Annotated in this window: 18 protein-coding genes; 13 read left to right on the forward strand and 5 right to left on the reverse strand. The window is 71.9% G+C overall.

The genetic code is table 11. The annotated features are described in order from the left end of the window. Positions 1–108: 108 nt before the first annotated feature. The 9 genes from AC3CH1_RS00175 (at position 109) to AC3CH1_RS00215 (ending at position 10791) form a co-directional block, all read left to right on the forward strand. Complete coding sequence (locus AC3CH1_RS00175) at positions 109–1041, forward strand: carbohydrate ABC transporter permease (RefSeq protein WP_215103325.1); 933 nt, start codon at positions 109–111, stop codon at positions 1039–1041. After that, entirely contained in the window at positions 1038–1949 is a 912-nt protein-coding gene (locus tag AC3CH1_RS00180) for a carbohydrate ABC transporter permease (protein WP_488460946.1), read from the forward strand. Before AC3CH1_RS00175 ends, AC3CH1_RS00180 begins: the two co-directional genes overlap by 4 nt. Beyond that, complete coding sequence (locus AC3CH1_RS00185; RefSeq protein WP_488460947.1) at positions 1946–3175, forward strand: Gfo/Idh/MocA family protein; 1230 nt, start codon at positions 1946–1948, stop codon at positions 3173–3175. The genes AC3CH1_RS00180 and AC3CH1_RS00185 overlap by 4 nt, the downstream gene beginning before the upstream one ends. Beyond that, the gene (locus tag AC3CH1_RS00190) at positions 3172–4026 is read left to right on the forward strand and encodes a DUF6807 domain-containing protein (RefSeq protein ID WP_488460948.1); all 855 of its coding nucleotides are present in this window, start codon (positions 3172–3174) and stop codon (positions 4024–4026) included. The genes AC3CH1_RS00185 and AC3CH1_RS00190 overlap by 4 nt, the downstream gene beginning before the upstream one ends. Then, a complete protein-coding gene (locus AC3CH1_RS00195) occupies positions 4023–5627 on the forward strand; it encodes a glycoside hydrolase family 43 protein (protein ID WP_488460949.1) in 1605 nt (534 codons plus the stop codon). The genes AC3CH1_RS00190 and AC3CH1_RS00195 overlap by 4 nt, the downstream gene beginning before the upstream one ends. Further along, complete coding sequence (locus tag AC3CH1_RS00200) at positions 5624–6958, forward strand: ABC transporter substrate-binding protein (protein ID WP_488460950.1); 1335 nt, start codon at positions 5624–5626, stop codon at positions 6956–6958. Before AC3CH1_RS00195 ends, AC3CH1_RS00200 begins: the two co-directional genes overlap by 4 nt. Before the next feature lie 113 nt (positions 6959–7071). Beyond that, the gene (locus AC3CH1_RS00205; RefSeq protein WP_488460951.1) at positions 7072–7926 is read left to right on the forward strand and encodes a rhamnogalacturonan acetylesterase; all 855 of its coding nucleotides are present in this window, start codon (positions 7072–7074) and stop codon (positions 7924–7926) included. Positions 7927–8008: 82 nt separating this feature from the next. Then, positions 8009–9352, forward strand: coding sequence for a pectate lyase family protein (locus AC3CH1_RS00210; RefSeq protein WP_488460952.1), 1344 nt, complete (start codon positions 8009–8011; stop codon positions 9350–9352). A gap of 275 nt (positions 9353–9627) precedes the next feature. Continuing rightward, positions 9628–10791: a pectinesterase family protein gene (locus AC3CH1_RS00215; protein WP_488462107.1), complete on the forward strand. Its 1164-nt coding sequence runs from the start codon at positions 9628–9630 to the stop codon at positions 10789–10791. Here the strand turns inward: AC3CH1_RS00215 and AC3CH1_RS00220 are convergent. Further along, complete coding sequence (locus AC3CH1_RS00220) at positions 10779–12356, reverse strand: pectate lyase family protein (RefSeq protein WP_488460953.1); 1578 nt, start codon at positions 12354–12356, stop codon at positions 10779–10781. The genes AC3CH1_RS00215 and AC3CH1_RS00220 overlap by 13 nt on opposite strands. A 323-nt stretch (positions 12357–12679) precedes the next feature. Next, complete coding sequence (locus AC3CH1_RS00225) at positions 12680–13240, reverse strand: TetR/AcrR family transcriptional regulator (protein WP_488460954.1); 561 nt, start codon at positions 13238–13240, stop codon at positions 12680–12682. Between the two features lie 35 nt (positions 13241–13275). On the opposite strand from AC3CH1_RS00225, the gene AC3CH1_RS00230 reads away from it, so the two are divergent. Next, the gene (locus AC3CH1_RS00230) at positions 13276–14181 is read left to right on the forward strand and encodes an SDR family oxidoreductase (RefSeq protein ID WP_488460955.1); all 906 of its coding nucleotides are present in this window, start codon (positions 13276–13278) and stop codon (positions 14179–14181) included. 128 nt (positions 14182–14309) lie between these two features. On the opposite strand, the gene AC3CH1_RS00235 is transcribed toward AC3CH1_RS00230, so the two are convergent. From AC3CH1_RS00235 to AC3CH1_RS00245, 3 genes are all read right to left on the reverse strand, one after another. Beyond that, entirely contained in the window at positions 14310–15782 is a 1473-nt protein-coding gene (locus AC3CH1_RS00235; protein WP_488460956.1) for an FGGY-family carbohydrate kinase, read from the reverse strand. A 122-nt stretch (positions 15783–15904) separates the two neighbouring features. Beyond that, positions 15905–16681 (reverse strand): DeoR/GlpR family DNA-binding transcription regulator, encoded by a 777-nt coding sequence (locus tag AC3CH1_RS00240; protein ID WP_488460957.1) that lies wholly within the window; start codon positions 16679–16681, stop codon positions 15905–15907. Positions 16682–16686: 5 nt separating this feature from the next. After that, complete coding sequence (locus AC3CH1_RS00245) at positions 16687–17337, reverse strand: histidine phosphatase family protein (protein WP_488460958.1); 651 nt, start codon at positions 17335–17337, stop codon at positions 16687–16689. A gap of 202 nt (positions 17338–17539) precedes the next feature. On the opposite strand from AC3CH1_RS00245, the gene AC3CH1_RS00250 reads away from it, so the two are divergent. From AC3CH1_RS00250 to AC3CH1_RS00260, 3 genes are all read left to right on the forward strand, one after another. Further along, positions 17540–18595, forward strand: coding sequence for a 2-hydroxyacid dehydrogenase (locus tag AC3CH1_RS00250; RefSeq protein ID WP_488460959.1), 1056 nt, complete (start codon positions 17540–17542; stop codon positions 18593–18595). 81 nt (positions 18596–18676) lie between these two features. Next, positions 18677–20149, forward strand: a complete 1473-nt coding sequence (locus AC3CH1_RS00255; protein ID WP_488460960.1) for an FGGY family carbohydrate kinase — start codon at positions 18677–18679, stop codon at positions 20147–20149. A 107-nt stretch (positions 20150–20256) separates the two neighbouring features. After that, complete coding sequence (locus AC3CH1_RS00260) at positions 20257–21336, forward strand: substrate-binding domain-containing protein (RefSeq protein ID WP_488460961.1); 1080 nt, start codon at positions 20257–20259, stop codon at positions 21334–21336. Positions 21337–21372 lie beyond the last annotated feature (36 nt).

The following is a 21372-nucleotide window of genomic DNA, read 5'->3' on the forward strand; positions in this document are numbered from 1 at the left end:
GATTCCCCGGGTCGCTCCAGCTCTCCATAGCAAGCGCTTTCACCACCAGTGGCCATCAGGCCCGACCGTCCAGCGCATCCAGCACCTCCCAGAGATCGGAGACGCGTCATGGCCCCAACCGCAGCCGTGGCCACACCGCCGCCCAAAGAGTCCCGGCGCCGCCGGGCGAGCCCTCGCCGCCTGCCCTACCTGCTGATCGCACCGGCGGGCCTCCTGATGCTGGGCTTCATCGCCTACCCGGTGCTCAGCGTCTTCTACTACAGCCTGCAGAACTACAACGTCACCAAGCCGTGGCGGAACGGCTTCGCCGGGCTCGACAACTTCCGGCGCGTCTTCACCGAGGACGACCAGTTCTGGCCGACGCTCGGGTTCAGCGCCCAGTGGGTCTTCACCCAGGTCACGCTTCAGCTGCTCCTTGGCCTGGCACTCGCGCTGATCGTCAACCAGACGTTCATCGGGCGCGGCATCTCCCGGGCCATGGTCTTCTCCCCCTGGGCCGTCTCCGGTGTGCTGACCAGCACGATCTGGATCCTGCTCTACAACTCCTCGACGGGGTTCAGCCGCTACCTCGCGGACGCCGGGATCGGCGAGTACGGCACGTCGGTGCTCTCGGACACCGGAACCGTCTTCTGGGCGGCCACCGTCACCGAACTCTGGCGCGGTGTCCCCTTCTTCGCGATTCTCATCCTCGCCGACCTCCAGTCCGTCTCGAAGGAGTTGTACGAGGCGGCTTCGGTCGACGGGGCGGGCCGGCTGCGGCAGTTCTTCCACATCACGCTGCCCCACCTGCGGGACGCGATCATCCTCGCCACGCTGCTGCGCGGTGTCTGGGAGTTCAACAACGTCGACCTGCTCTACACCCTCACCGGCGGAGGTCCCGCGGGTGAGACCACCACCCTGCCGCTCTACGTGGCCAACACCGGCATCGAGGGGCACGACTTCGGGTACGCCTCCGCGCTCACCACCGTCGCCTTCGTGATCCTCCTCTTCTGTTCGATCGTCTATCTGCGCCTGAGCAAGTTCGGAGGCGACCGCACGTGACCGCCCTGCTCACCGAGAAGAACGGAACCGCTCGGCGGTCCTCCGCTCCCGGCTCCCCGCCGTCCGCCCCGCGCCGCCGCCCCGGGCGGGAGCGCGCCTTCGACGACGTGCCGCGCTGGCAGATCTATCTACCGCTCGGCCTCTACCTGCTCTTCACGCTCATCCCGTTCTACTGGATGCTGCTCTTCGCCGTCCGGCCCGCCGGCTCCACATCGCTGGTGCCCTGGCCGATGACCGGAGCGCACTTCTCCAAGGTCTGGAACGAGCGGAGCTTCGCCGTCTTCTTCCAGAACAGCATGATCGTCGGCGTGGCGACGCTCGTCGCCACGACCCTGATCGCCCTGGCCGGCGGCTACGCCCTGGCCCGGTTCGACTTCAGAATCAAGGGCGCGTTCATGCTCGCGCTGCTCTGCTCGCAGTTCATCCCGGGCGCCCTGATGCTCGTACCCCTCTTCGAGATCTTCCGGAACCTCCAGATGATCAACTCGTTGGGGAGCGTCGTCATCGCGGAGACGGTGTTCCAGCTCCCGCTGTCGATCATCCTGATCAGCGGCTTCATCAAGAACGTCCCCGTCTCCCTGGAGGAGGCCGCCTGGGTCGACGGCTGCTCGCGCTTCACCGCCTTCCGCACGGTCGTCCTGCCGCTCCTGCGCCCCGGGCTGATCGCCGTCGGCTCCTTCGCGTTCGTGCACAGCTGGAACCACTTCCTCTTCGCCCTGATGTTCCTGAGCGAGCAGGACAAGCAGACGATCCCGGTCGGTCTCAACACGCTGATCGGCGCGGACAGCGTCGACCTGGGCGCGCTCGCGGCGGGCGGTGTCATCGCGGCCGTCCCCGTGGTGATCGTCTTCGCCTTCATCCAGAAGTGGCTCATCACGGGCTTCAGCGCCGGCGCGGTGAAGGGATGAGGAAAGTGACCGCCCCCACCGCGGCCCCGGCCGCCCGCGTGCCCGTCGTCCCGACCACCCCCGTGCCCGTCGTCCTGGCCGGCGCCCGGGGCCACGGCCGGTGGCACCTCGCCAATGTGCGCCGGCTCCAGCACCAGGGCCGGGTCAGGCTGGCCGGCATCTGCGAGCTGGAGCCGCTGACCGCCGGCGAACTCGCGGCCGCCGGCTTCGGCCCCGACGAGTCGCCCGAGCAGTCGGACGACTTCGGGGCGCTCCTGGACGGCACCGGAGCGCGGGCGGCCATCGTGTGCACCCCCATCCAGACCCACACCGAGCTGGCCCTCACCGCCGCCGCCCGGGGCGTCCACCTGCTGTTGGAGAAGCCGCCCGCCGCCGGCTGGGCCGACTACGCGAGGATGGCCGCAGGCGTCGAACGAGCGGGCATCGCCTGCCAGGTGGGGTTCCAGTCCTTCGGGTCGCACGCCCTGCCCGCCATCCGCGAGCTGGTGGCCACCGGAGCCATCGGGACCGTCACCGGCTTCGGGGCAGCCGGGGCGTGGGTCCGGGACGACGCCTACTTCCGGCGGGCGCCCTGGGCCGGGCGGCGCAGGATCGGCACCACCGACGTGGTCGACGGCGTCCTCACCAATCCCCTGGCGCACGCCGTGGCCACCGCGCTGGAGCTGGCCTGCCGGGGCCGGTCCGAGGAGGTCGTCGCCATCGAGACGGAGCTGTACCGGGCGTACGCCATCGAGGCGGACGACACCAGCAGCATCCGCGTCACCACCGCCGCGGGGCCGTGTGTCACCGTCGCCGTCACCCTGTGCGCCGAACGGCCCGGGGAGCCGTACGTCATCGTGCACGGCGAGAAGGGCCGGATCACCTTCTGGTACAAGCAGGACCGCGTCCTGGTGCAGCGCGCCGGACGGGGCCCCGAGGAGACCGTCCACGGGCGGACCGATCTCCTGGAGAACCTCCTCGACCATCTGGAGCAGGGCACACCGCTGCTGGTTCCGCCCGCGTCCACGGGGGCGTTCATGCGCGTCGTCGAGGCCGTGCGCACCGCCCCCGAGCCCGCCCCGCTGCCCGACCGCGCCTGGGAGACCCGGTACGACCGGCCGGACGGCGGGGCGCGGCGGGTCGTGCCGGGCATCGACTCCCTGGTCGCCGCCGGGGCGGAGTCCCTCGGCCTCTTCTCCGAACTGGGCGCCCCCTGGGCCCGGGTGGGCGAGGCGGCCACCTCATGACCCAGCACGCCACGGACCCGTTCCCCGACCTCCCGGCCACCCTTGCCTGCGGCGACGACACCGTCGCCCACTACGGCTACGCGCCGGGGGCGGACGGCCGACCCCGCCTCCACCCCGTCACCACCCTCGGCGGGATCACCGTCACCGAGGAGCGTCCCGCCGACCACCTCCACCACCTGGGCGTCTCCGTCGCCGTCCCCGACGTCGCCGGGTACAACTTCTGGGGCGGGCGCACCTTCGTACGGGGCCGGGGGCCCACCGCACTCGACAACCACGGCGTGCAGCGCCACCTGGCCCGGCCCCAGCGCAGCCCGAACGGCTTCACCCAGGAGCTCGGCTGGGAAGCGGCCGGCGTCGAGCTCCTGCGTGAGCACCGCACCCTGTCGGCCACCCGGATTTCCGGCACCACCTGGGAGCTGGACTTCTCCTTCGTGCTCACCAACCCCGGGGGCGCGGACCTCTCCATCGGCAGCCCCGCGACCAACGGCCGGCCGGGCGCCGGGTACGGCGGCTTCTTCTGGCGCGCCCCCAAGGAGGCCGAACCGCCCACCGTGTTCAGCGCCGCGCACGAGGGCGAGAGCGAGGTCCACGGCCGCACCGCCGACTGGCTGGCCCTGGCCGGGGACGGCTGGACGCTCGTGTTCGTGGGGGCGACCGAGGAGACCCGGCGCGACCCGTGGTTCGTGAGGACATGCGAGTACCCGGGCGTCGGCTCCAGCCTCGCGGCGCACGAGCGGCTGCCCGTACCCGCCGGGGCGTCGGTCGTGCGCCGGATCATCACCGTCGTCGTGGACGGCAGGCCGGACCGGGAGACCGCCGCCCGGTACGCGCGCGAGGCGGTGGCCCGGTGAGCCGGCCCTGGAGCTCCGATCTCGGTGACGGAACGTACCGCAACCCGGTCCTGAACGCCGACTGGTCCGACCCCGACGTCGTCCGTGTCGGTGACGACTACTACCTCACCGCTTCCAGCTTCGGCCGGTCCCCCGGGCTGCCACTCCTGCACTCCCGCGACCTGGTCAACTGGACCGCCGTCGGGCATGCGCTGGACCGCCTCGAACCCGAAGCGGAGTTCGCCGCTCCTCGCCATGACCGCGGGGTCTGGGCCCCCTCGCTGCGCCACCACGGCGGACGCTTCTGGATCTTCTGGGGCGACCCCGACCACGGAATCCAGCAGATCAACGCACTCCGCGTCGAGGGCCCTTGGACCGCCCCGCATCTGCTCAAGGCGGGCAAGGGGTTCATCGACGCCTGCCCGCTGTGGGACGAGGAGACCGGCGAGGCCTATCTCGTCCACGCGTGGGCCAAGTCCCGCTCCGGCGTCAAGAACCGGCTCACCGGCCACCGGATGAGCCCCGACGGCCGCGAACTCCTCGACGCGGGATCGACGTTGGTGGACGCCGACCGGCTTCCGGGCTGGTTCACCCTCGAAGGCCCCAAGCTCTACCGGCGCGACGGCTATTTCTGGATCTTCGCGCCGGCCGGCGGCGTGGAGACCGGCTGGCAGGGCGCCTTCCGTTCCCGCGACTTCTTCGGCCCGTACGAGGAACGCGTCGTCCTCGCCCAGGGCCGCACCGACGTCAACGGCCCCCATCAGGGCGGCTGGGTGCACACCCCCGTGGGCGAGGACTGGTTCCTCCATTTCCAGGCCCGGGGAGCGTACGGGCGGGTCGTCCACCTCCAGCCGATGCGCTGGGACGCCGAGGGCTGGCCCGTCATCGGCGACGGGGGCGAGCCCGTGCCCCGGCACACCAAGCCCGTCGCCCCCGCCCGGCCGATGGCGGCACCCGCCGTCGACGACGACTTCCCCGACGGCCGCCCCGGCGCCCAGTGGCAGTGGACGGCCAACCCGCGCCCCGAATGGGCCACTTGGCACAGCGGGGACGGGCTGCGGCTCACCTGCGTACGGACCGCGTACGAGCACGACCTGCGGCTGCTGCCCAACATCCTGGTCCAGCGGCTGCCCGCCGAAGAGTTCACCGTCGACGTGGAACTCGCGCTGGAAAGCGGCGAACCGGGCGCCAAGGCCGGACTCACCGTGGTGGGCGACGCCTTCGACTGGATCGGCCTCGCGGTCGCCGCCGACGGCACACCGCGGCTCGTCCACCGTTTCGCCGAGGGTGTCGCCGCACACGAACGGGACGCGGCCGACTCCCGCGCGTCCCCCGACGGACGGGCCAGGCTGCGCGTCGAGGTCACGGCGGGGGCCCGTTGCCGCTTCTCCGCCGACACCGGCGACGGGTTCCGGCCCTCGGGCCAGGTCTTCGCCGCCACCCCCTGGCGCTGGGTCGGGGCCCTCCTCGGGCTCTTCGCCACCGCACCGGCCGGGACGGGCCCCGCCGGAACAGCCCGCTTCACCTCATTCCGCGTCACCCGCCCCAACCCCCCGCAGAAGCACACACGTCACGACCCATCACACCCGCATCACCAGCAGACAGAAAAGAGCCGACGATGAACATCTCGAAGACACAGCGGGGGCGTGCCACGGCCGCGATCTCCCTCACGGCGGTGCTCGCGCTGACGGCAATCGCGTGCGGCGACGACGGCAGCGGCTCCGGCACCGAGGGCAGCGGAAAGGGCGAGATCACCTTCTGGGACAACAACGGCGGTCCGCGCACCGCCGTCTGGACCGAGATCATCAAGGACTTCGAGAAGCAGCACCCCGACATCAAGGTCAAGTACGTCCCGATCCCGATCGCCGACGTCCAGTCCAAGTACGACACCGCGATCGCGGGTGGCGGGCTGCCCGACGTCGGCGGCGTCGGCACGGCCTACCTGGCCAACATGGTCTCCCAGGAGGCCCTGGAGCCGGTCAACGACCGGCTGGAGAAGTCCGCGCTGAAGGGCAAGCTGGTCGAGTCCATGGTCGAGAGCGTCCGCGCCGCGGCCGGCCGGGGCGACGACGTCTACTCCGTACCGACCTCCGCGAACAACGGTGTGCTCTGGTACCGCACCGACCTGTTCGAGCAGGCCGGTCTGAAGGCTCCCGCCACCTGGGCGAATTTCTACACGGCGGCCGAGAAACTGACCGACGCGAAGGACAACAAGTTCGGCTACACGATCCGCGGCGGCGCCGGCTCCATCGCGCAGGCCCTGGACGCCGTCTACGGGCAGTCCGGCATCACCGAGTTCTGGGACGGCGACCGGACGACGCTCAACGACCCGAAGAACGTCGCCGCTCTGGAGAAGTACGCCGGGCTCTTCAAGAAGACCACGCCCGCCGCCGACGTCAACAATGACTTCACCAAGATGGTGGCCCAGTGGGACACCGGCACGATCGGCATGCTGAGCCATAATCTGGGCTCCTACCAGGACCATCTGAAGGCTCTGGGAGAGGACAAGTTCGCGGGGATACCCGCGCCCATCGGGGACGGCGGCACCCGGGTACAGGTCTCCAATCCCGTCGACGGCCTCGGCCTCTTCCGGTCGAGCCAGAACAAGACCGCGGCGTGGAAGTTCATCGAGTTCGCGGCCTCCCACGCGTCCAACAGCAAGTGGAACGAGTCGGCGGGCGCCATCCCGGCCAACACCGAAGCGGCGAAGGACCCCTGGATCACCGAGACCGAGTCGACCGCGCTGGCCGCGAAGACCCTGACCGACGGCTCCACGAAGGTCGTCGATCTGCCCTACTACCTGCCCGACTGGAACAACATCAGCAAGGCGGACAACGAGCCTGAGTTCCAGAAGGTGCTGCTCGGCAAGATCACGGCCAAGGCGTTCCTGGACGACATGGCCGAGCAGTTGAACGCCGCCAACAAGGAGTGGAAGGAGATCGGCAACGGCTGATCCGGCCTCCTCCTCCGTCCCTCCCCCATGACGGGGACCGGCGGCGGTCCGGGTCGCGCTCCGCCGCCGGTCCCTCTCCCGCGCAAGCGCGCACACAAGAGAGGCAGCGCTCCGTGTCACTCACCCGCAGACAGACCGCCACCGCACTGCTCACCCTGCCCCTCGGCCCCGGCCTCGCCCTCACCGCAACCCCCGCGCTCGCCCACGGCGGCGGGGGCGGCGGTGAGGGCGGCGGGCCCCGGCCCCGTACGATCCACATCGCCGGGGACTCCACGGCCGCAGTGAAACACGCCGACGCCGCGCCCGAGACGGGTTGGGGCATGGCGCTCCCCTTCTTTCTCTCCGGCCGGCTCCGGGTCGCCAACCACGCGGTGAACGGCCGCAGTTCGAAGAGCTTCCTCGACGAGGGCCGCCTGACCGCACTCCTGGACGGTGTCCGACCGGGCGATGTCGTCCTCGTCCAGTTCGGCCACAACGACCAGAAGACCGACGACCCGGCCCGCGGCACGGACCCGTACACCACCTATCAGGAGTACCTGCGCCAGTACGTGAAGGGCGCCCGTGCACGAAGGGCGCGGCCGGTACTGGTCACGTCGGTCGAGCGGCGCCGGTTCACCGCCGACGGCACCGCCCGGCCCACCCTCGGCGAGTATCCGGCGGCGATGCGTGCCCTGGCGGCCGAGGAGAAGGTCCCCCTGGTCGACGTCCAGGCGCTCTCCCTCGCCCGCTGGCAGGAGCTGGGTCCGGACGGCACCGAGGCCTGTTTCCTGTGGCTGGACCCCGGCGACTCGCCCAACCACCCCGACGGCGCCCGGGACAACACCCACTTCCGACCGGCGGGCGCCATCGAGGTGGCCCGGCTCACCGCAAGGGCGCTCCTGGGCGAGGACGTGCTCGACCCGCGCGACGTCCGTCGCCTGGACAACCGGGTCCCGGCGGAGTGGATCACCTGGCCCGGACAGGTCTGACACCCTCCCCCTCCCCCTCCCCCTCTCCATCTCTTCGTCTTCTTCCCTTCTTCCTCTTTCCGACGACACAGAAGGATTCGCCATGCCCGCACGCAAGCGTCATACCCGCGCCATCGCCGTGACCCTGGGCTGCACCTCTCTGGCCCTCGCCCTCAGCACCCCCGCCCTGGCCACCGGACAGCCGAGCCACGCCGGCCCCGGGGTCGAGCGCGCCGTACTGCCCGCCGGAGACGGCTGGGCCGCCGCCGAGGGCTCCACCACGGGTGGCGCGAACGCCACCCCCGACCACGTCTACACGGTGACCGACCGGGCCGAACTCATCGCCGCCTTCGCGGAGGCGGGCGACGCACCGAAGATCATCAGAATTTCCGGGACCGTGCACGGCAACTCCGACGTCGACGGCACGCCGATCGGCTGCGAGCACTATCAGAGCGGCGGTTACACGCTGGAGAAGTACCTCGCCGCCTACGATCCCGAGGTCTGGGGCCGGGACACGGTCCCCTCCGGTCCGCTGGAGGAGGCTCGCGTCGCCTCCGCGAAGCTGCAGGCGGCCGCCGTCACCATCAAGGTCCCCTCCAACACCACCCTGGTCGGGGTGGGGAAGAACCCGAAGGTCATCGGGGCCTCGCTCCAGGTGCGGGACGTCTCCAACGTCATCATCCGGAACATCGGCTTCGAGGACACCTACGACTGCTTCCCCCAGTGGGACCCCACGGACGGGGCCGAAGGCGCCTGGAACTCCGAGTACGACAACCTCGTCGTGTACGGATCCCGCCACGTCTGGGTCGACCACAACACCTTCAGCGACGGCGACCGCCCCGACGCGGACCAGCCCCACTACTTCGGTCAGGTCTACCAACAGCGCGACGGCCTCTTCGACATCGTGCGCGGCGCCGACCTGGTCACCGTCTCGTGGAACGTCCTCAAGGACCACGACAAGACCATGCTCATCGGCAACAGTGACGGCGCCGGCGCCACGGACCGGGGCAAGCTCCGCGTCACGCTCCATCACAACCTCTTCAAGGACGTCAAGGAGCGGGCCCCGCGCGTGCGGTTCGGCCAGGTCGACGCGTACAACAACCACTTCGCGGCGACGAACGGCAGCGCCTACGGATACACCTTCGGCATCGGCGCGGAGTCCCGACTGGTCGCCGAACACAACGCGTTCACCCTCACGCGGGACGTGGACCGGGCGTCGATCCTGAAGAAGTGGTCGGAGTCGCCCCTCACCGCGAGGAACAACTACGTCGACGGGCGGAAGACCGACCTGGTCGCCGTGCACAACGCGGGCGTGCCGGGCGAGTACCTCACCGAGGGCGCCGGCTGGACGCCCCGCCTGCGGACGGCGGTCCACCACCCGCTCGTCGTGCCGGTGCTCGTGGCGTTCGAGGCGGGAGCGGGCAGGGCGGGCGCGAGCGGCCGCTGAGAGCTCGTCCCCGACCGCACGCGCCCGCAGGCAACCGCCCCCGGACCGCGTCATCCGGCCATAACCGCCCCCGGCCTCGGCGTCGCGGGCGCGACCGTCCCCGTCGCCTTATCACCCCTCGACCCGACCACCCCGAACCGGCCGGAGCGGCACCGCATGCTTTCCACCATCCCGGAGAGCGCCGCTCCGGCCTTTCGCCGCTCACCCCGAGGAGCCCCATCATGCCCAGCGGACCAGCCGTGCCCAGCGAACCTTCCCTGCCCAGCGGACCAGCCGTGCCCAGCAGACGTACCGCCATCTCCCTGCTCACCGGAACGAGTGCCGCCCTCGCCCTCGGCGCGACCGCCGCCCACGCCGGGACCGCCGCCCCCCGTCCCTTCGGCCGCTACGGCTCACCCGCACGGCGCCCGGACCGGCGCACGCTGTACGTCGACGCGTACGGCCGCGGCGACCACACCGACGTACAGTCCGCCGTCGACGCGGCGACCGGCACCGGGCGCACGCTCGTGATCGCCCCCGGTGTGTACCGCGCGACGGTGCTCATCGGCCCCGCCCACAGAGGGCTCACCCTGATCGGCGCGACCGGCGACGCCCGGGACACCGTGCTCGTGTACGACAACGCGGCAGGCACACCCAAGCCCGACGGCTCCGGAACCCTGGGCACCAGCGGCTCGGCCTCCGTCACCGTCCGGGCGGCCGGATTCACCGCCCGCGACCTGACCTTCGCCAACGACTGGCTGCGCTCCGACAACCCCGAGTACACCGGCACGCAGGCCGTCGCCATCAAGGTCCAGGGGGACCGGTCGGCGTTCTACGGTTGCCGGTTCCTCGGCCACCAGGACACGCTGTACGCCGACTCCCCCGCCGTCGACGCGTTCGCCCGCCAGTACTACCGCGACTGCTACGCGGAGGGGGACGTCGACATCGTCTTCGGCCGCGCCACCGCCGTCTTCGACCACTGCCACTTCCGCGCGCTCAACCGTACCGACCTGGCCTCGGCCCCGTACGGCTATGTCTTCGCGCCGAGCACCGCCGGAGCCAATCCGTACGGCTTCCTGGTCCTGCGCTCCCGGATCACGAGCACCGCCCCCGACGCGTACTACAAGCTCGCCCGCCCCTGGGTGCCTTCCTCGGACCTCTCCGCGCACCCCATGCTGACCGTCCGCGACAGCCGGCTCGGCCCGGGGATCGACGCGAGGACGCCGTACGCCACCATGTCCGCGGGCTTCCCTTGGCAGGACCAGCGCTTCGCCGAGCACCGCAACACCGGACCCGGCGCCCGCGTCACCGTCCCCGCGAACCGGCCGCAGCTCAGCGCTGCCGAGGCCCGCGCCCACACTCCGGCCCGCTGGCTGGACGCCCGGAACCCGCACCTCCCGGATACGTGGGGGATGCGGGTCGCGGACGATGCGCGCGGACTGCGCGGTCAGCCCGCGTAGGTCTCGAACTCGGCGATCTTCGGAGTGCCGGTCGAGCCGGTGATCTCGAAGGTGATCTTGCGCAGGGAGGTACGGGGGAAGCTGATGGGCCCTGCGCCTTCTCCGGAGGTCAGGACGGTGCCGGTGTCGCCGTCGAGGAGTCGCCAGGCCTTGACGGCGCCGGTGGAACCCGCCGCCTCACGGATGACGACAGAGGAGACCGAGGTGGCGGAGGCCCACTTGATCGAGGCGGAGCCGGTGGGGCCGACGGGCGACCAGTAGGTGTTCGGGTCGCCGTCGCGCAGATCGCCGTAGCTCGTTCCGGCGGCCTTGCTGGATCCGTCGGAGCCCGCGCCGATGCTGAGGTTGGTCCCGGTGGGCGGAGTGGGGTCGGTCGGACCGGGGGTGGGGTCCGTCGGTCCCGGCGTCGGGTCCGTCGGTCCCGGCGTCGGGTCGGTCGGTCCCGGTGTGGGCGTCTGCGGTGTGCAGTTGCCGTCCGAGACCTTCAGGCCCTTGTCGGCGCCCGCCGTGCGGCTCACGACGTCCGGCACGCAACCAGCCGTGTCGGCACGGTAGGTGTAGGGGATGTCGACCGTGGTGGTGGACTTCATGTCGGGCCCGGCGGGGTTGGTCGTGCCGCCGGGGCTGGACCAGGTGACGTTGTCGAGGGTGTTGCCGCTGACCTGCCAGTAGCCGGCCTCGTCGGTGTAGAAGGTGCCGAGGACGTCCTTGGAGTCCTCGAAGTAGTTGTTCTCCACCTTGGCGCGGGCCCCGGCCCGGGAGTTGATGCCGGACTCGTTGAGCTTCACGTAGTGGTTGTTGTAGATGTGGGCGATGCCGCCGCGCAGCAGGGGCGCGCGGGAGTCGATGTTCTCGTACAGGTTGTGGTGGTAGGTGACGAAGCCGTTGGAGCGGTCGCTCTCGCTGGACCCCACCAGGCCGCCGCGGCCGGAGTTGCGCAGGGTGCTGTACGAGAGGGTCACGTACTGCGTGTTGGCCTTCATGTCGAAGAGGCCGTCGTACCCCTCCGACTCCCCGCCCGACGCCTCCAGGGTCGTGTGATCGACCCAGACGTTGCGGACGCCGGACTCCATGCCGATGGCGTCGCCGCCGTTGGAGGTGGGCGAGCCGGACTTCTTGACGTTCCGGACGGTCACGTTCTGGATGATGATGTTGCCGGCCTCGCGCAGGTGGATGCCCAGCTGGTCGAAGACGGCCCCGCTGCCGACGCCGACGATCGTGACGTTGCTGATCTGCTTGAGCTCGATCACGCCGGCGGCGGTGCTGCAGCTTTCGCCGGACACCTTGGTGGTGTTGCCGTGGTTGATGGTGCCTTCGACCTCGATCACGATCGGGGTGGCGCTGTCGGCCCGCCCGCACAGCGCCTCGTGGATCTGGGTCCCGGTGGTGGCGCGGACGGTCCGCCCGCCCGCACCGCCGGTGGTCCCGCCGTTCTGGCTGGCGTAACCGGTGGCGCTCCCGGTCGCCGCCGCCGCATCGGGCGCCGACAGCACCGCTCCGGTCGCGGCCGCGAGGGCCAGGGCTGCCACAGCGGCCTGCAGCCGCCGTGCGACTGGTCGTCCCATATTCGTCTCCCAGGTGTCTTCGGTTGGTCGGTGATGAATGCCAGAGCACACACTTCTTGGCGTGTGCATGACATATGCGGGAGCGCTCCCGCACGCAGCCGCACAGAAGCGGCTCGATCCACCAGGGGGCGTACGGCAGCGCCCCTGAGTCCCGGGCTCCACGCCGGAAGCGACAGGACAGCAAGCGCTTTCTAGAGTGAAAGTAGAGGGGTCCGACCGGCATGGCAAGGTGCGTGCGGCAGCGGTTTTCCCGAGACCGCTCTCGCGTCGAAGTGCCCTGCCTCCCGGACCCGTTCGGGCGGCCCCCGGCGTCGGCGCCTGCCTCAGCGCGCGCCGATGGCGCCACGAAGGGTCCAGCGGATCAGGTCATCGACGCCGTGGCGTGCGACGAGCCCGTCCCCGGTCGCGTGGAGGCCGGTGTACACGATGCTCCACACCACGCGCTGGATCCACTCGGCCGGGACGGTGGGGTCGAGCTCGCCGCCCCGCTGGCCCCTCCGGATCTCCGCGACGAGGATCTCGTCGACCGCACCCGCCACCGCGGCGTCCGCGCGGGAGGGGTCCTCCCCCGCCGAGGCGAACAGGAACAGCACGCGGTCACCGACGTGGACCATGGCGCTGACGATCCGGTCGATCACCTCCGACACCGACCCGGAGCCGGGAGCGGCCTCCACGATCGCCGCGTGGAGAGCAACCCAGGAGTCACTGGTGAGCGCCGACCGGAGGTGTTCGCGGTCGGGGAAGTAGCGATGGACGGTCGCCCGGCCGACACCGGCCGCCTCGGCGATGCGCCCCAGGCTCGCGGCGGGATCCCGCGCCCACTCACCGGCCGCCGCGTCGAGGACGGCACGGCGGGTGCGCTGCTTCTGCGGTGACAACTCCATTGCCAGATCATAAAGCACAGTGCCATTATGAGACTATGAAGTCTCATTTTGATGACCCATTGCCTCTTACCGTAGTGACCGGTGCGACCGGCGTGCTCGGGAGGCGCGTCGTCGCCGGGCTGCTGAGCAGCGGTCGGCCGGTGCGAGCCTTGTCCCGGCGGCCCCGCCACGGCGTTCTGCCTTCCGCCGTGGAGGTGGTGGCCGGCGACGTCCACGAGCCGTCGACGCTCGGCCCCGCCTTCGAGGCGGCCAAGGCCCTGGTGCTGATCGCGGTGCCCGACACGGCCGCCGAGGTCGTCGAACGCGCGCGGAAGGCAGGGATCGAGCACATCGTGGTCGTGTCGTCCGCCGCCGTGACCGCGGGCCACGACACCACCTACAACCTGCCCGTCGAGCGCGCGGTGCAGGCGTCCGGGCTCGACTGGTCGATCGTCCGGCCCGGTGAGTTCGCCACCAACGCCCTGCTCATCTGGGGCCCGTCCATCCGCTCCGGCCGACGGGCGGTCGAGCCGTTCCCCGACCAGGCCGGCCATCCGATCCACGAGCAGGACATCGCGGACGTCGTCGTCGCCGACCTGCTCGATCACGACCGCCGCGGACGCATCGACACGATCATCGGCCCCGATACGCTCACCAAGCGCGAACAGGTCGCCCTCATCGCCGAGGCGGTGGGAGAGGACATCGCCCTCGACGAGGTGACGCCCCAAGAGGCGCTCCGCTTCTACCGCGAACAGGGCGGGTTCGCGGCCGACAACGCCGACTGGCTGTACGGCTTCACCAGCTACGACGGGGTGGAGGGCGTCACCGACGAACCCCGGGAAGCGCACCCCGTCTCCGACGACGCCTACCTCACCCTCGCCGAGGTCCTCGGCCGACCGGGACGCTCCTACGTGCGGTGGGCCCGCGACCACGCCTCCGACTTCACAGGAACGGCCGGCTGAACCGAGCTCCTGCGTCGGCCCGCCGGGCACGGGCCACGGTCGGCGGATCCGCCGCTGCCCAAGGGGCCCGGGCGGGCGGTGCCGTTCCGGCCGACGGGAGCCGTCGCGTACGCGCGCGGCACGACGCGTCAGTCGGCCGGGAGCCAGCCCCGCTCGCACAGCGCCGCGACGAAGCGGCCGTGCGCGTCGTCCAGGGCGGGGCGTTCCGCCGGTACCGGCTCGACGAGGGCGCCGCCGCGCACCATCGCCGCGGCGCTCGCCGCGAGGTCCTCGTGGAGGGTGCCGGTCGCGGCGAGGAGTGCGGCGCCAAAGGCCGTCTCCGCACGCTCGACGACCCGGACCGGGCGGTCCAGGACGGTGGCCCGGATCGCCGTCCACACGGCGCTGCGGCTGCCCCCGCCGGCCGCGTGCAGGGGGCCGAGCACCGGCACGCCGAGTCGCTCGACCCGGTCCAGGGCCAGGCGTTCGACGAAGGCGACTCCTTCGAGTGCGGCCCGGTGGGCGTCCACCTCGTCGCGGGGGCGGCCCAGCTCGAATCCGCGTGCCGTGCCGGAGACGAAGGGGAACCGCTCGCCGTCACGGCGCAGCGGGTAGCGCACGTACGAGGCGGGGCCCCGGGCCGCCGCTGCGGCGTCCAGCGCGGGCAGGCGGGCCGGGTCGACGTCGGCCAGGCACTCCCCTCCGGTGTTGGACGCACCGCCGGGAAGCCACCAGCCGTCGGGGTGCCGATGGCTGTAGAACGCTCCGGTCGCGTCGCGGACCAGGTCCGCGGAGACACCCTTGAGGACGTACGTGGTGCCGAGCACGCCCACGAAGCGGCCCGGCTCGACCGCCCCCGTGGCGATCTGGCCCGCGCAGCCGTCCGTCATCCCGAGGCGTACGGAGCACCCTTCGGGCAGGCCCGTGGCCTCGGCCGCCTCCGGTCCGACGACTCCGGCCTCGGTGGCGGGGGCGTGTACGGAGGGGAGCAGCGCGAGCGGGAAGGCGAAGGCGTCGAAGACCTCGTGCGCCCACTCCGAAGCGCGGGCGTCGTAGCCGGACTTGAGTGCGTGGCTCCAGTCCGTGGCAACGGGACGGCCCGTCAGCGCGCGCCCGACGACGTCGGGTGTGTGCAGGACCTGACGCAGAGCGGAGCCGTACGTCCGCAGGCACCAGACGGCCCGGCCCAACGCCGCGGTGGGGCCCACGGACAGGCCGAGCGCGTCCCACCGGGCGCTGCCCACCCGCTGCGCCTCGGCGTTGACGGCGGCGGCCCGCCGGTCGTCGTACATCAGGGCCGGGCCGAGCGGAACCGCGTCGGCCCCGGTGGGCACGATGGTGCCGGACGTGGCGGACACGGCCACCGCGACCACCTCGCGCCCGCCCCGGGGCAGCGCGCCCGTCGTGCGGCGCAGGGCCGACCGTACGGCGGGCCACCAGGACCGGGCGTCCTGCTCGCTCGTCCCGGCGGCGGTCCGTACGGGGGGCGGCAGTTCGCCCCGTGCCTCCGCGAGTACGCGCCCCTGGCCGTCCACGCACACCACGCGGACGGACGCGGTCGCCACGTCGATGCCGATCACGGCCGGGGCTTGGGGAGGGGGGCGAGGGGGTGCACTGCTCATGGCGGAAAGCGTCCTTCCCCTGCGGGGCGGGCCTTTGACGTCCACCGATCAGGTGGCGGTCCGTCGCGTGGCCACGTGCGTGTGAAGTCGACAAGCGTTCCATCATGGCGGGAGGAACGGCTTCATGGTGCGGTGGCCGCCACCGTCACCCGGGTCCGCTCGCGGAGTTTGCCGAGCAGTTCGGCGTCCGCCCCGTCGTCCACGACGAGGTGGTCCAGGTCGCCGACGGGCCCCACCCGGTGCAGCGCGGTCCGGGCGAGCTTGGTGTGGTCCATGAGCATCACCTTCGTTGCCGCCGACGTGAGCATCGCCCGTTTCACCAGCACCACGTCCTGCTCCTGGTGGTAGGCCGTCCTGGCGTCGAGGGCGGAGGTGGAGACCGCCACCAGGTCGACGGAGAGCGCCTCCACCGCCTCGACGCAGGGCATCCCGAGGAAGGAGTCATGAGTGCGCGAGTACTCACCGCCCAGGGCGATCAGGCGGATGCCCTCGCACCCGGTGAAGACGTCGAGCACCCGGCGGGCGTTGGTGACGACGGTCAGGGGGGCGAGGTCGACCAGCAGGCCGGCCAGGACCAGGACCGTGGTGGAGTCGTCGAGCATCACCGACATCCCCGGCTCCACCAGCGCGGCGGCGGCGCGCGCGACGGCGTTCTTCTCCGCCGTGTTGACGCCGAGCCGGTAGTCCAGGCTCGACTCGAACACGGTGGACGGCAGGGCGGACGCGCCGCCGCGGAAGCGGCGCAGCACCCCTTGCCGCGCGAGGTCGTCGAGGTCGCGGTGGACGGTCATCAGGCTCACGCCCGCGAGCTGGGCGAGGGCGGCGCCCGTGGCGGTGCCCTGCTCCACGACATGGTCGGCGATGAGCCGTCGCCGCTCTTCGGCGGATCTCTTGGTCATGGGGATCAGTCTCCCGCAGGGCCCGGGTCGGGCGCCGGGGCGGGGGGCACGACGGTGGGCACGTTGAGCGAGCGCAGCGCCGTCTCCGTGCCGCGGATCTCGATCTCCGTGACAGCCCCGTTGTCCAGTCGCGGAAAGAGTCGCCGGTAGCGCCCGAGGGGAAGTCCGAGGAGTTCGCACAGGGCGATGCGCAGCAGGGTGTTGTGAGCGACGACGAGCACCTTTCCCCCCTGGTGACGGTGGGCGAGGTCGCGCAGGGCGCCGGTCGCCCGCGCCGCGGCCTGCGCGACCGGCTCGGAGCCGGGGAAGGCTCCGGAGTCGGCGTCCTCGCGGAACCGCCGCACGGCTTCGGGGTCCTCCGAGGCCATCTCCTCGATGGTCCGGCCCTCGCCCCACCCGAAGTCCACTTCCCGCAGCCCCTCCTGGACGTCCGCCCTCAGACCCAGTGCCGCCGCCGCGGGCGCCGCGGTCAGGCGGGCGCGGCCGAGCGGGGAGCAGGCGACCGCGTCCACGCCGCCGCGGACGGCCCAGGATCCGAGGTCGGCTGCCTGGGCCACGCCCTTGGGCGTCAGGGCGACGTCGGTGACACCGGCATACCGGTTCTCCGCGTGCCACTCGGTCTCGCCGTGGCGTACCAGCAGGAGACGAGAGGTCATGGAGAGGCCCTTTCCAGGTCGAGGCGCGTCCGAAGGACCGGCGACAGGCCGTACGCGCCGAGCACATTGCCGGTTCACGTGAGCGCTGTTAAATTTAACAGAAATTCCACAGCCCAGGACCGGCCTGTCGCGGCCCGGATCACGCTCCGGCCTGCTCGCCCCGCAACTCCACCGGCTCTCCTCGCAGAAGGAATCCGACGTCATGCGCATCCTCGCCGCAGGCGACCACTTCGTCCGCCCCTCGTTGATTCGCGCGGCCGTGAGCCAGGAGCTGTCCCGCACAGGCCGGGATCTCCCGGAGTTCACGGAGCTGACCCTCCCCTGGCCCCACGAGCCCTTCGGCCCGGTCGCGGAGGTCCGCGAGGCGAGCGGTACGGAGGACGAGCTCGTCGAGGCGCTGACCGGGGCCTCGGTCTGCGTGACGCAGATGGCCCCGTTCACCGGGCGGGTGTTCGCCGCGTCGTCCGCACTGCGTCTCGTCGCCGTCTCCCGGGGCGGGCCGGTCAATGTGGACCTGGCCGCGGCCACCCGTCACGGAGTGCGGGTCAGCTTCGCCCCCGGCCGCAACGCCCAGGCCGCCGCGGAGTTCGCCGTGGGGCTGATGCTCGCCGCGATGCGCCGCGTCACCGCCGCCGACGCGGAGCTCAAGCGGGGCGTCTGGCGGGGCGATCTGTACGCGTACGAGGAGAGCGGTGGCGAGCTGGGCGGTGCCACGGTCGGGCTCGTGGGCTACGGCGCCATCGGCCGGATCGTGGCACGGGTGCTGCGGGCCTTCGGGGCCCGGGTGCTGGCGGCCGACCCGTACGCCGACCGCGCGGCGGCCGAGGCGGAGGGCGTTGAACTCGTCGACCTGGACGCCCTTCTGCTGGGTAGTCAGGTGGTGAGTCTGCATGCCCGCCTGACGGAGGAGACCCATCACCTGATCGACGCCCGCCGCCTCGGGCTGCTGCCGCACGGCGCGGTCCTGGTGAACTCCGCCCGCGGCGGACTGCTCGACCACGGGCCGCTGCCGGGGCTGCTGCGCGGCGGCGCTCTCGGGGCGCTCGCCCTCGACGTGTACGACATCGAGCCGATCCCCGCCGACTGGGCCCTGCGCGACGTGCCGAACGTGATCACCACACCCCATCTCGCGGGCGCGACCCGGCAGACGGCGCACCGAGCGGCGGCCATCACCGCCGCCGAGGTCGGCCGCTTCCTGCGCGGGGAGAAGCTGTCCCACCTCGCGAACCCCGACGTCCTGAAGGCCGGTCGGCCCTGACGGCCGCCGTCGCCGTGCCCCGTCGTCCGGGAACCCCCGGCTCGTATCGGCTGCTACCGGCTCGTACAGGAGGCACCACGCGTGAGCACCATCATCGGTGTGGACATCGGGACGTCGGTCACCAAGGCCGTGGCGTTCGACGGGGCGGGTGGCGCTCTGGCCTCCGCGAGCCGGCCCTCGCGTCTGGACATGCTGCCGGGCGGACGGGTCGAGCAGGATCTCGACGACGTCGTGGCCGGTGTCGGCGATGTCGTGCGCGAGGTCGCCGCCGCGGTCGGCCGGCCGCCGGAGGCCGTGGCGCTCACCGGGCAGGGGGACGGTCTGTGGCTGCGGGACTCCGAGGGCCGCCCGGTGCGGCCCGCCATCTCCTGGATGGACGCCCGGGCCTCGGAGCTGGTGACCCGTTGGCTGGTGGACGGCACGATCAGCACCGCTTTCGCGCACACCGGCTCCGGCATGTTCCCCGGGTGCCACGGCCCGCTGCTGAACTGGCTCCAGGAGCACGAGCCGGAGTCGCTGGACCGGGCCGCCGTCGCGGGGTACTGCGTCGACGCGGTCGCCCAGCGCCTCACCGGCCGAGTGTGCCTCGACGCGTCCGACGCGACGCTGCCGTTCCTCGACCCGCGGACCCGCCGCTACGCGCCCCGGGCCCTGGCCGCCTGCGGTCTCGGGGAACGGGCGGGGCTGCTGCCTGCTCCCGCCGCTCCGGGCACGGTGCTCGGGCTGGACGGTCGCGGCGCCGGAATCCTGGGACTGCCCGAGGGGCTGCCGGTCGTTGCGGGGCCGTACGACCTGCCGGCCTGCGCCATCGGGAGCGGGGTGCGCGAGGTGGGTGACGGCGTCCTCATCCTCGGCACGACCCTCGCGAGCCAGGTGCTGACCGACCGCGTCGATCTCGATCCGCTCGCCGAGCCCGCCGGCATGTGGCTGTGCACGCCCACCCCCGGCCGATGGCTGCGCGCCATGCCCGCCATGGTGGGAACGGCGGCCCTGGAGTGGGTGCTCGCCCTCGTCGGCGCGACCACGGCCGACGTGGACGCCCTGCTCACCGACAGCCCGCCCGGAGCCCGGGGCGTCCACGCCTTCCCCTTCCTCTCCGAAGCGGGCGAACGGGCCCCGTTCGTCGAGCCGTCGGCCCAGGGCAGACTCGACGGGCTCAGCCTGGCGACGGGCCGGGAGGACGCCGTGCGGGCCGTCTGCGAGGCCATCGGCTACGCCGCCAGGCACTGTCTGGACACGGCGGGGCTGAGCGGCACCCTCGCCCTGTGCGGCGGCGGCACCCGGTCGGTGATGTGGGCCCGGCTGATCGCCGACGTCCTCGGCCGACCCATCCGCGTTCCGCTGGAGGAGCAGGTCGGGGCGCTCGGCGTGGTGTCCGTCGCCCGCGCCTCCCTGTCCCCCGGGTACGAGGCCCCTCCGGGACGCCACCGGGTCGTCGATCCGCGCGAGGACGTACGGGCGCTGTACGAGGACGGATACGAGCGGTACCGGGCGGAGTTGGGGACGGCCCGGGCGGAGTGGGGGGCTCGCGCACAGTTGCCCGGACGTCTCTGAACAGTCGGCCGCCCTGTTATTTATGACATGCCCATTGACACTACTAACACGTGCGCTGTTAATTTGACGCGAAGGAGGGCTCTCCGCCTGAAGACCAGGAGATTCCAGTGAAGCAACGCTCTGTCAGATCGTTCGCCGCTGCCCTGTCCGCGATGGCGGTGATCGTCTCCGCCGCCGCCTGTACGACGAAAACGCCGGACGGCACGGACGGCAGGTCACCGGAGGACGCGAAGATCGCGTTCCTGATGCCCGATATCGCCTCCACCCGGTACGAGTTGTACGACGCTCCCCTCTTCAGGGCCAAGGTGAAGGATCTCTGCGGTGGTTGCGAGGTCCTGTACCAGAACGCGGGCGGCGACGCCGCGAAGCAACAGCAGCAGGCCGACTCCGCTCTCGCGCAGGGCGCCGACGTCATCGTGATCGATCCGGTCGACTCCGCCGCGGCGGCCGGCACCGTCCGTACGGCACAGGGCCGAGGGGTCCCCGTCATCGCGTACGACCGCCCGATCCCGGCGGTCGAGGCCGACTACTACGTCTCCTTCGACAACGAGAAGATCGGCTCCATGATCGGCGCGTCCCTGGTGGAGCACCTCAAGGCCACCTCGGCCGAGGGCGGGCTCCTCCAGGTCAACGGATCACCGACCGACGCGGCGGCGGGCCTGATCAAGAAGGGCATGCACAGCGCGGTCGACTCCAGCGGCTTCGAGCTCCTCGCCGAGTACGACACCCCTGCCTGGGAACCGGGGAAGGCGCAGAGCTGGGTCAGCGGCCAGATAGCCAAGTTCCCGGGAAGGATCGCCGGAGTGGTCGCCGCCAACGACGGCACGGGCGGCGGCTCCATCGCCGCGTTCAGAGCGGCCGGAGCGACCGTGCCGCCGGTGACCGGGAACGACGCGGAACTCGCCGCCGCCCAGCGAATCGTCCAGGGTGACCAGTACAACACCATCTCCAAGCCCATCAAGACCGTCGCGGAAGCCGCCGCCACCGCGGCGTTCGCCTTCGCCCGGGGAGAGAAGCCCCGCGGCGACACCACGCTCTTCGGCACCCCCTCGGAACTCTTCACCCCCACCGTGGTCACCCGGGAGAACATCGCGGAGGTTCTGGTGGGCGACGGGAAGCCGCTGAAGACCGCCGAGGTGTGCACGACGACGTACGCCGCCGCCTGTGCCGAGGTGGGCCTCACGTAGGGCCCACCGGCCCGGCCGCGCGGCGCCCACGACCGT

The sequence above is a fragment of the Streptomyces sp. MGP-P1 genome, from assembly GCF_057766565.1.

Coding starts and splice junctions, on each gene's coding strand:
- AC3CH1_RS00235 (WP_488460956.1), bottom strand. CDS start 15,782: ATGAGCAGTGCACCCCCTCGCCCCCCTCCCCAAGCCCCGGCCGTGATC.
- AC3CH1_RS00200 (WP_488460950.1), top strand. CDS start 5,624: ATGAACATCTCGAAGACACAGCGGGGGCGTGCCACGGCCGCGATCTCC.
- AC3CH1_RS00240 (WP_488460957.1), bottom strand. CDS start 16,681: ATGACCAAGAGATCCGCCGAAGAGCGGCGACGGCTCATCGCCGACCAT.
- AC3CH1_RS00175 (WP_215103325.1), top strand. CDS start 109: ATGGCCCCAACCGCAGCCGTGGCCACACCGCCGCCCAAAGAGTCCCGG.
- AC3CH1_RS00250 (WP_488460959.1), top strand. CDS start 17,540: ATGCGCATCCTCGCCGCAGGCGACCACTTCGTCCGCCCCTCGTTGATT.
- AC3CH1_RS00225 (WP_488460954.1), bottom strand. CDS start 13,240: ATGGAGTTGTCACCGCAGAAGCAGCGCACCCGCCGTGCCGTCCTCGAC.
- AC3CH1_RS00210 (WP_488460952.1), top strand. CDS start 8,009: ATGCCCGCACGCAAGCGTCATACCCGCGCCATCGCCGTGACCCTGGGC.
- AC3CH1_RS00185 (WP_488460947.1), top strand. CDS start 1,946: ATGAGGAAAGTGACCGCCCCCACCGCGGCCCCGGCCGCCCGCGTGCCC.
- AC3CH1_RS00245 (WP_488460958.1), bottom strand. CDS start 17,337: ATGACCTCTCGTCTCCTGCTGGTACGCCACGGCGAGACCGAGTGGCAC.
- AC3CH1_RS00230 (WP_488460955.1), top strand. CDS start 13,276: ATGAAGTCTCATTTTGATGACCCATTGCCTCTTACCGTAGTGACCGGT.
- AC3CH1_RS00220 (WP_488460953.1), bottom strand. CDS start 12,356: ATGGGACGACCAGTCGCACGGCGGCTGCAGGCCGCTGTGGCAGCCCTG.
- AC3CH1_RS00190 (WP_488460948.1), top strand. CDS start 3,172: ATGACCCAGCACGCCACGGACCCGTTCCCCGACCTCCCGGCCACCCTT.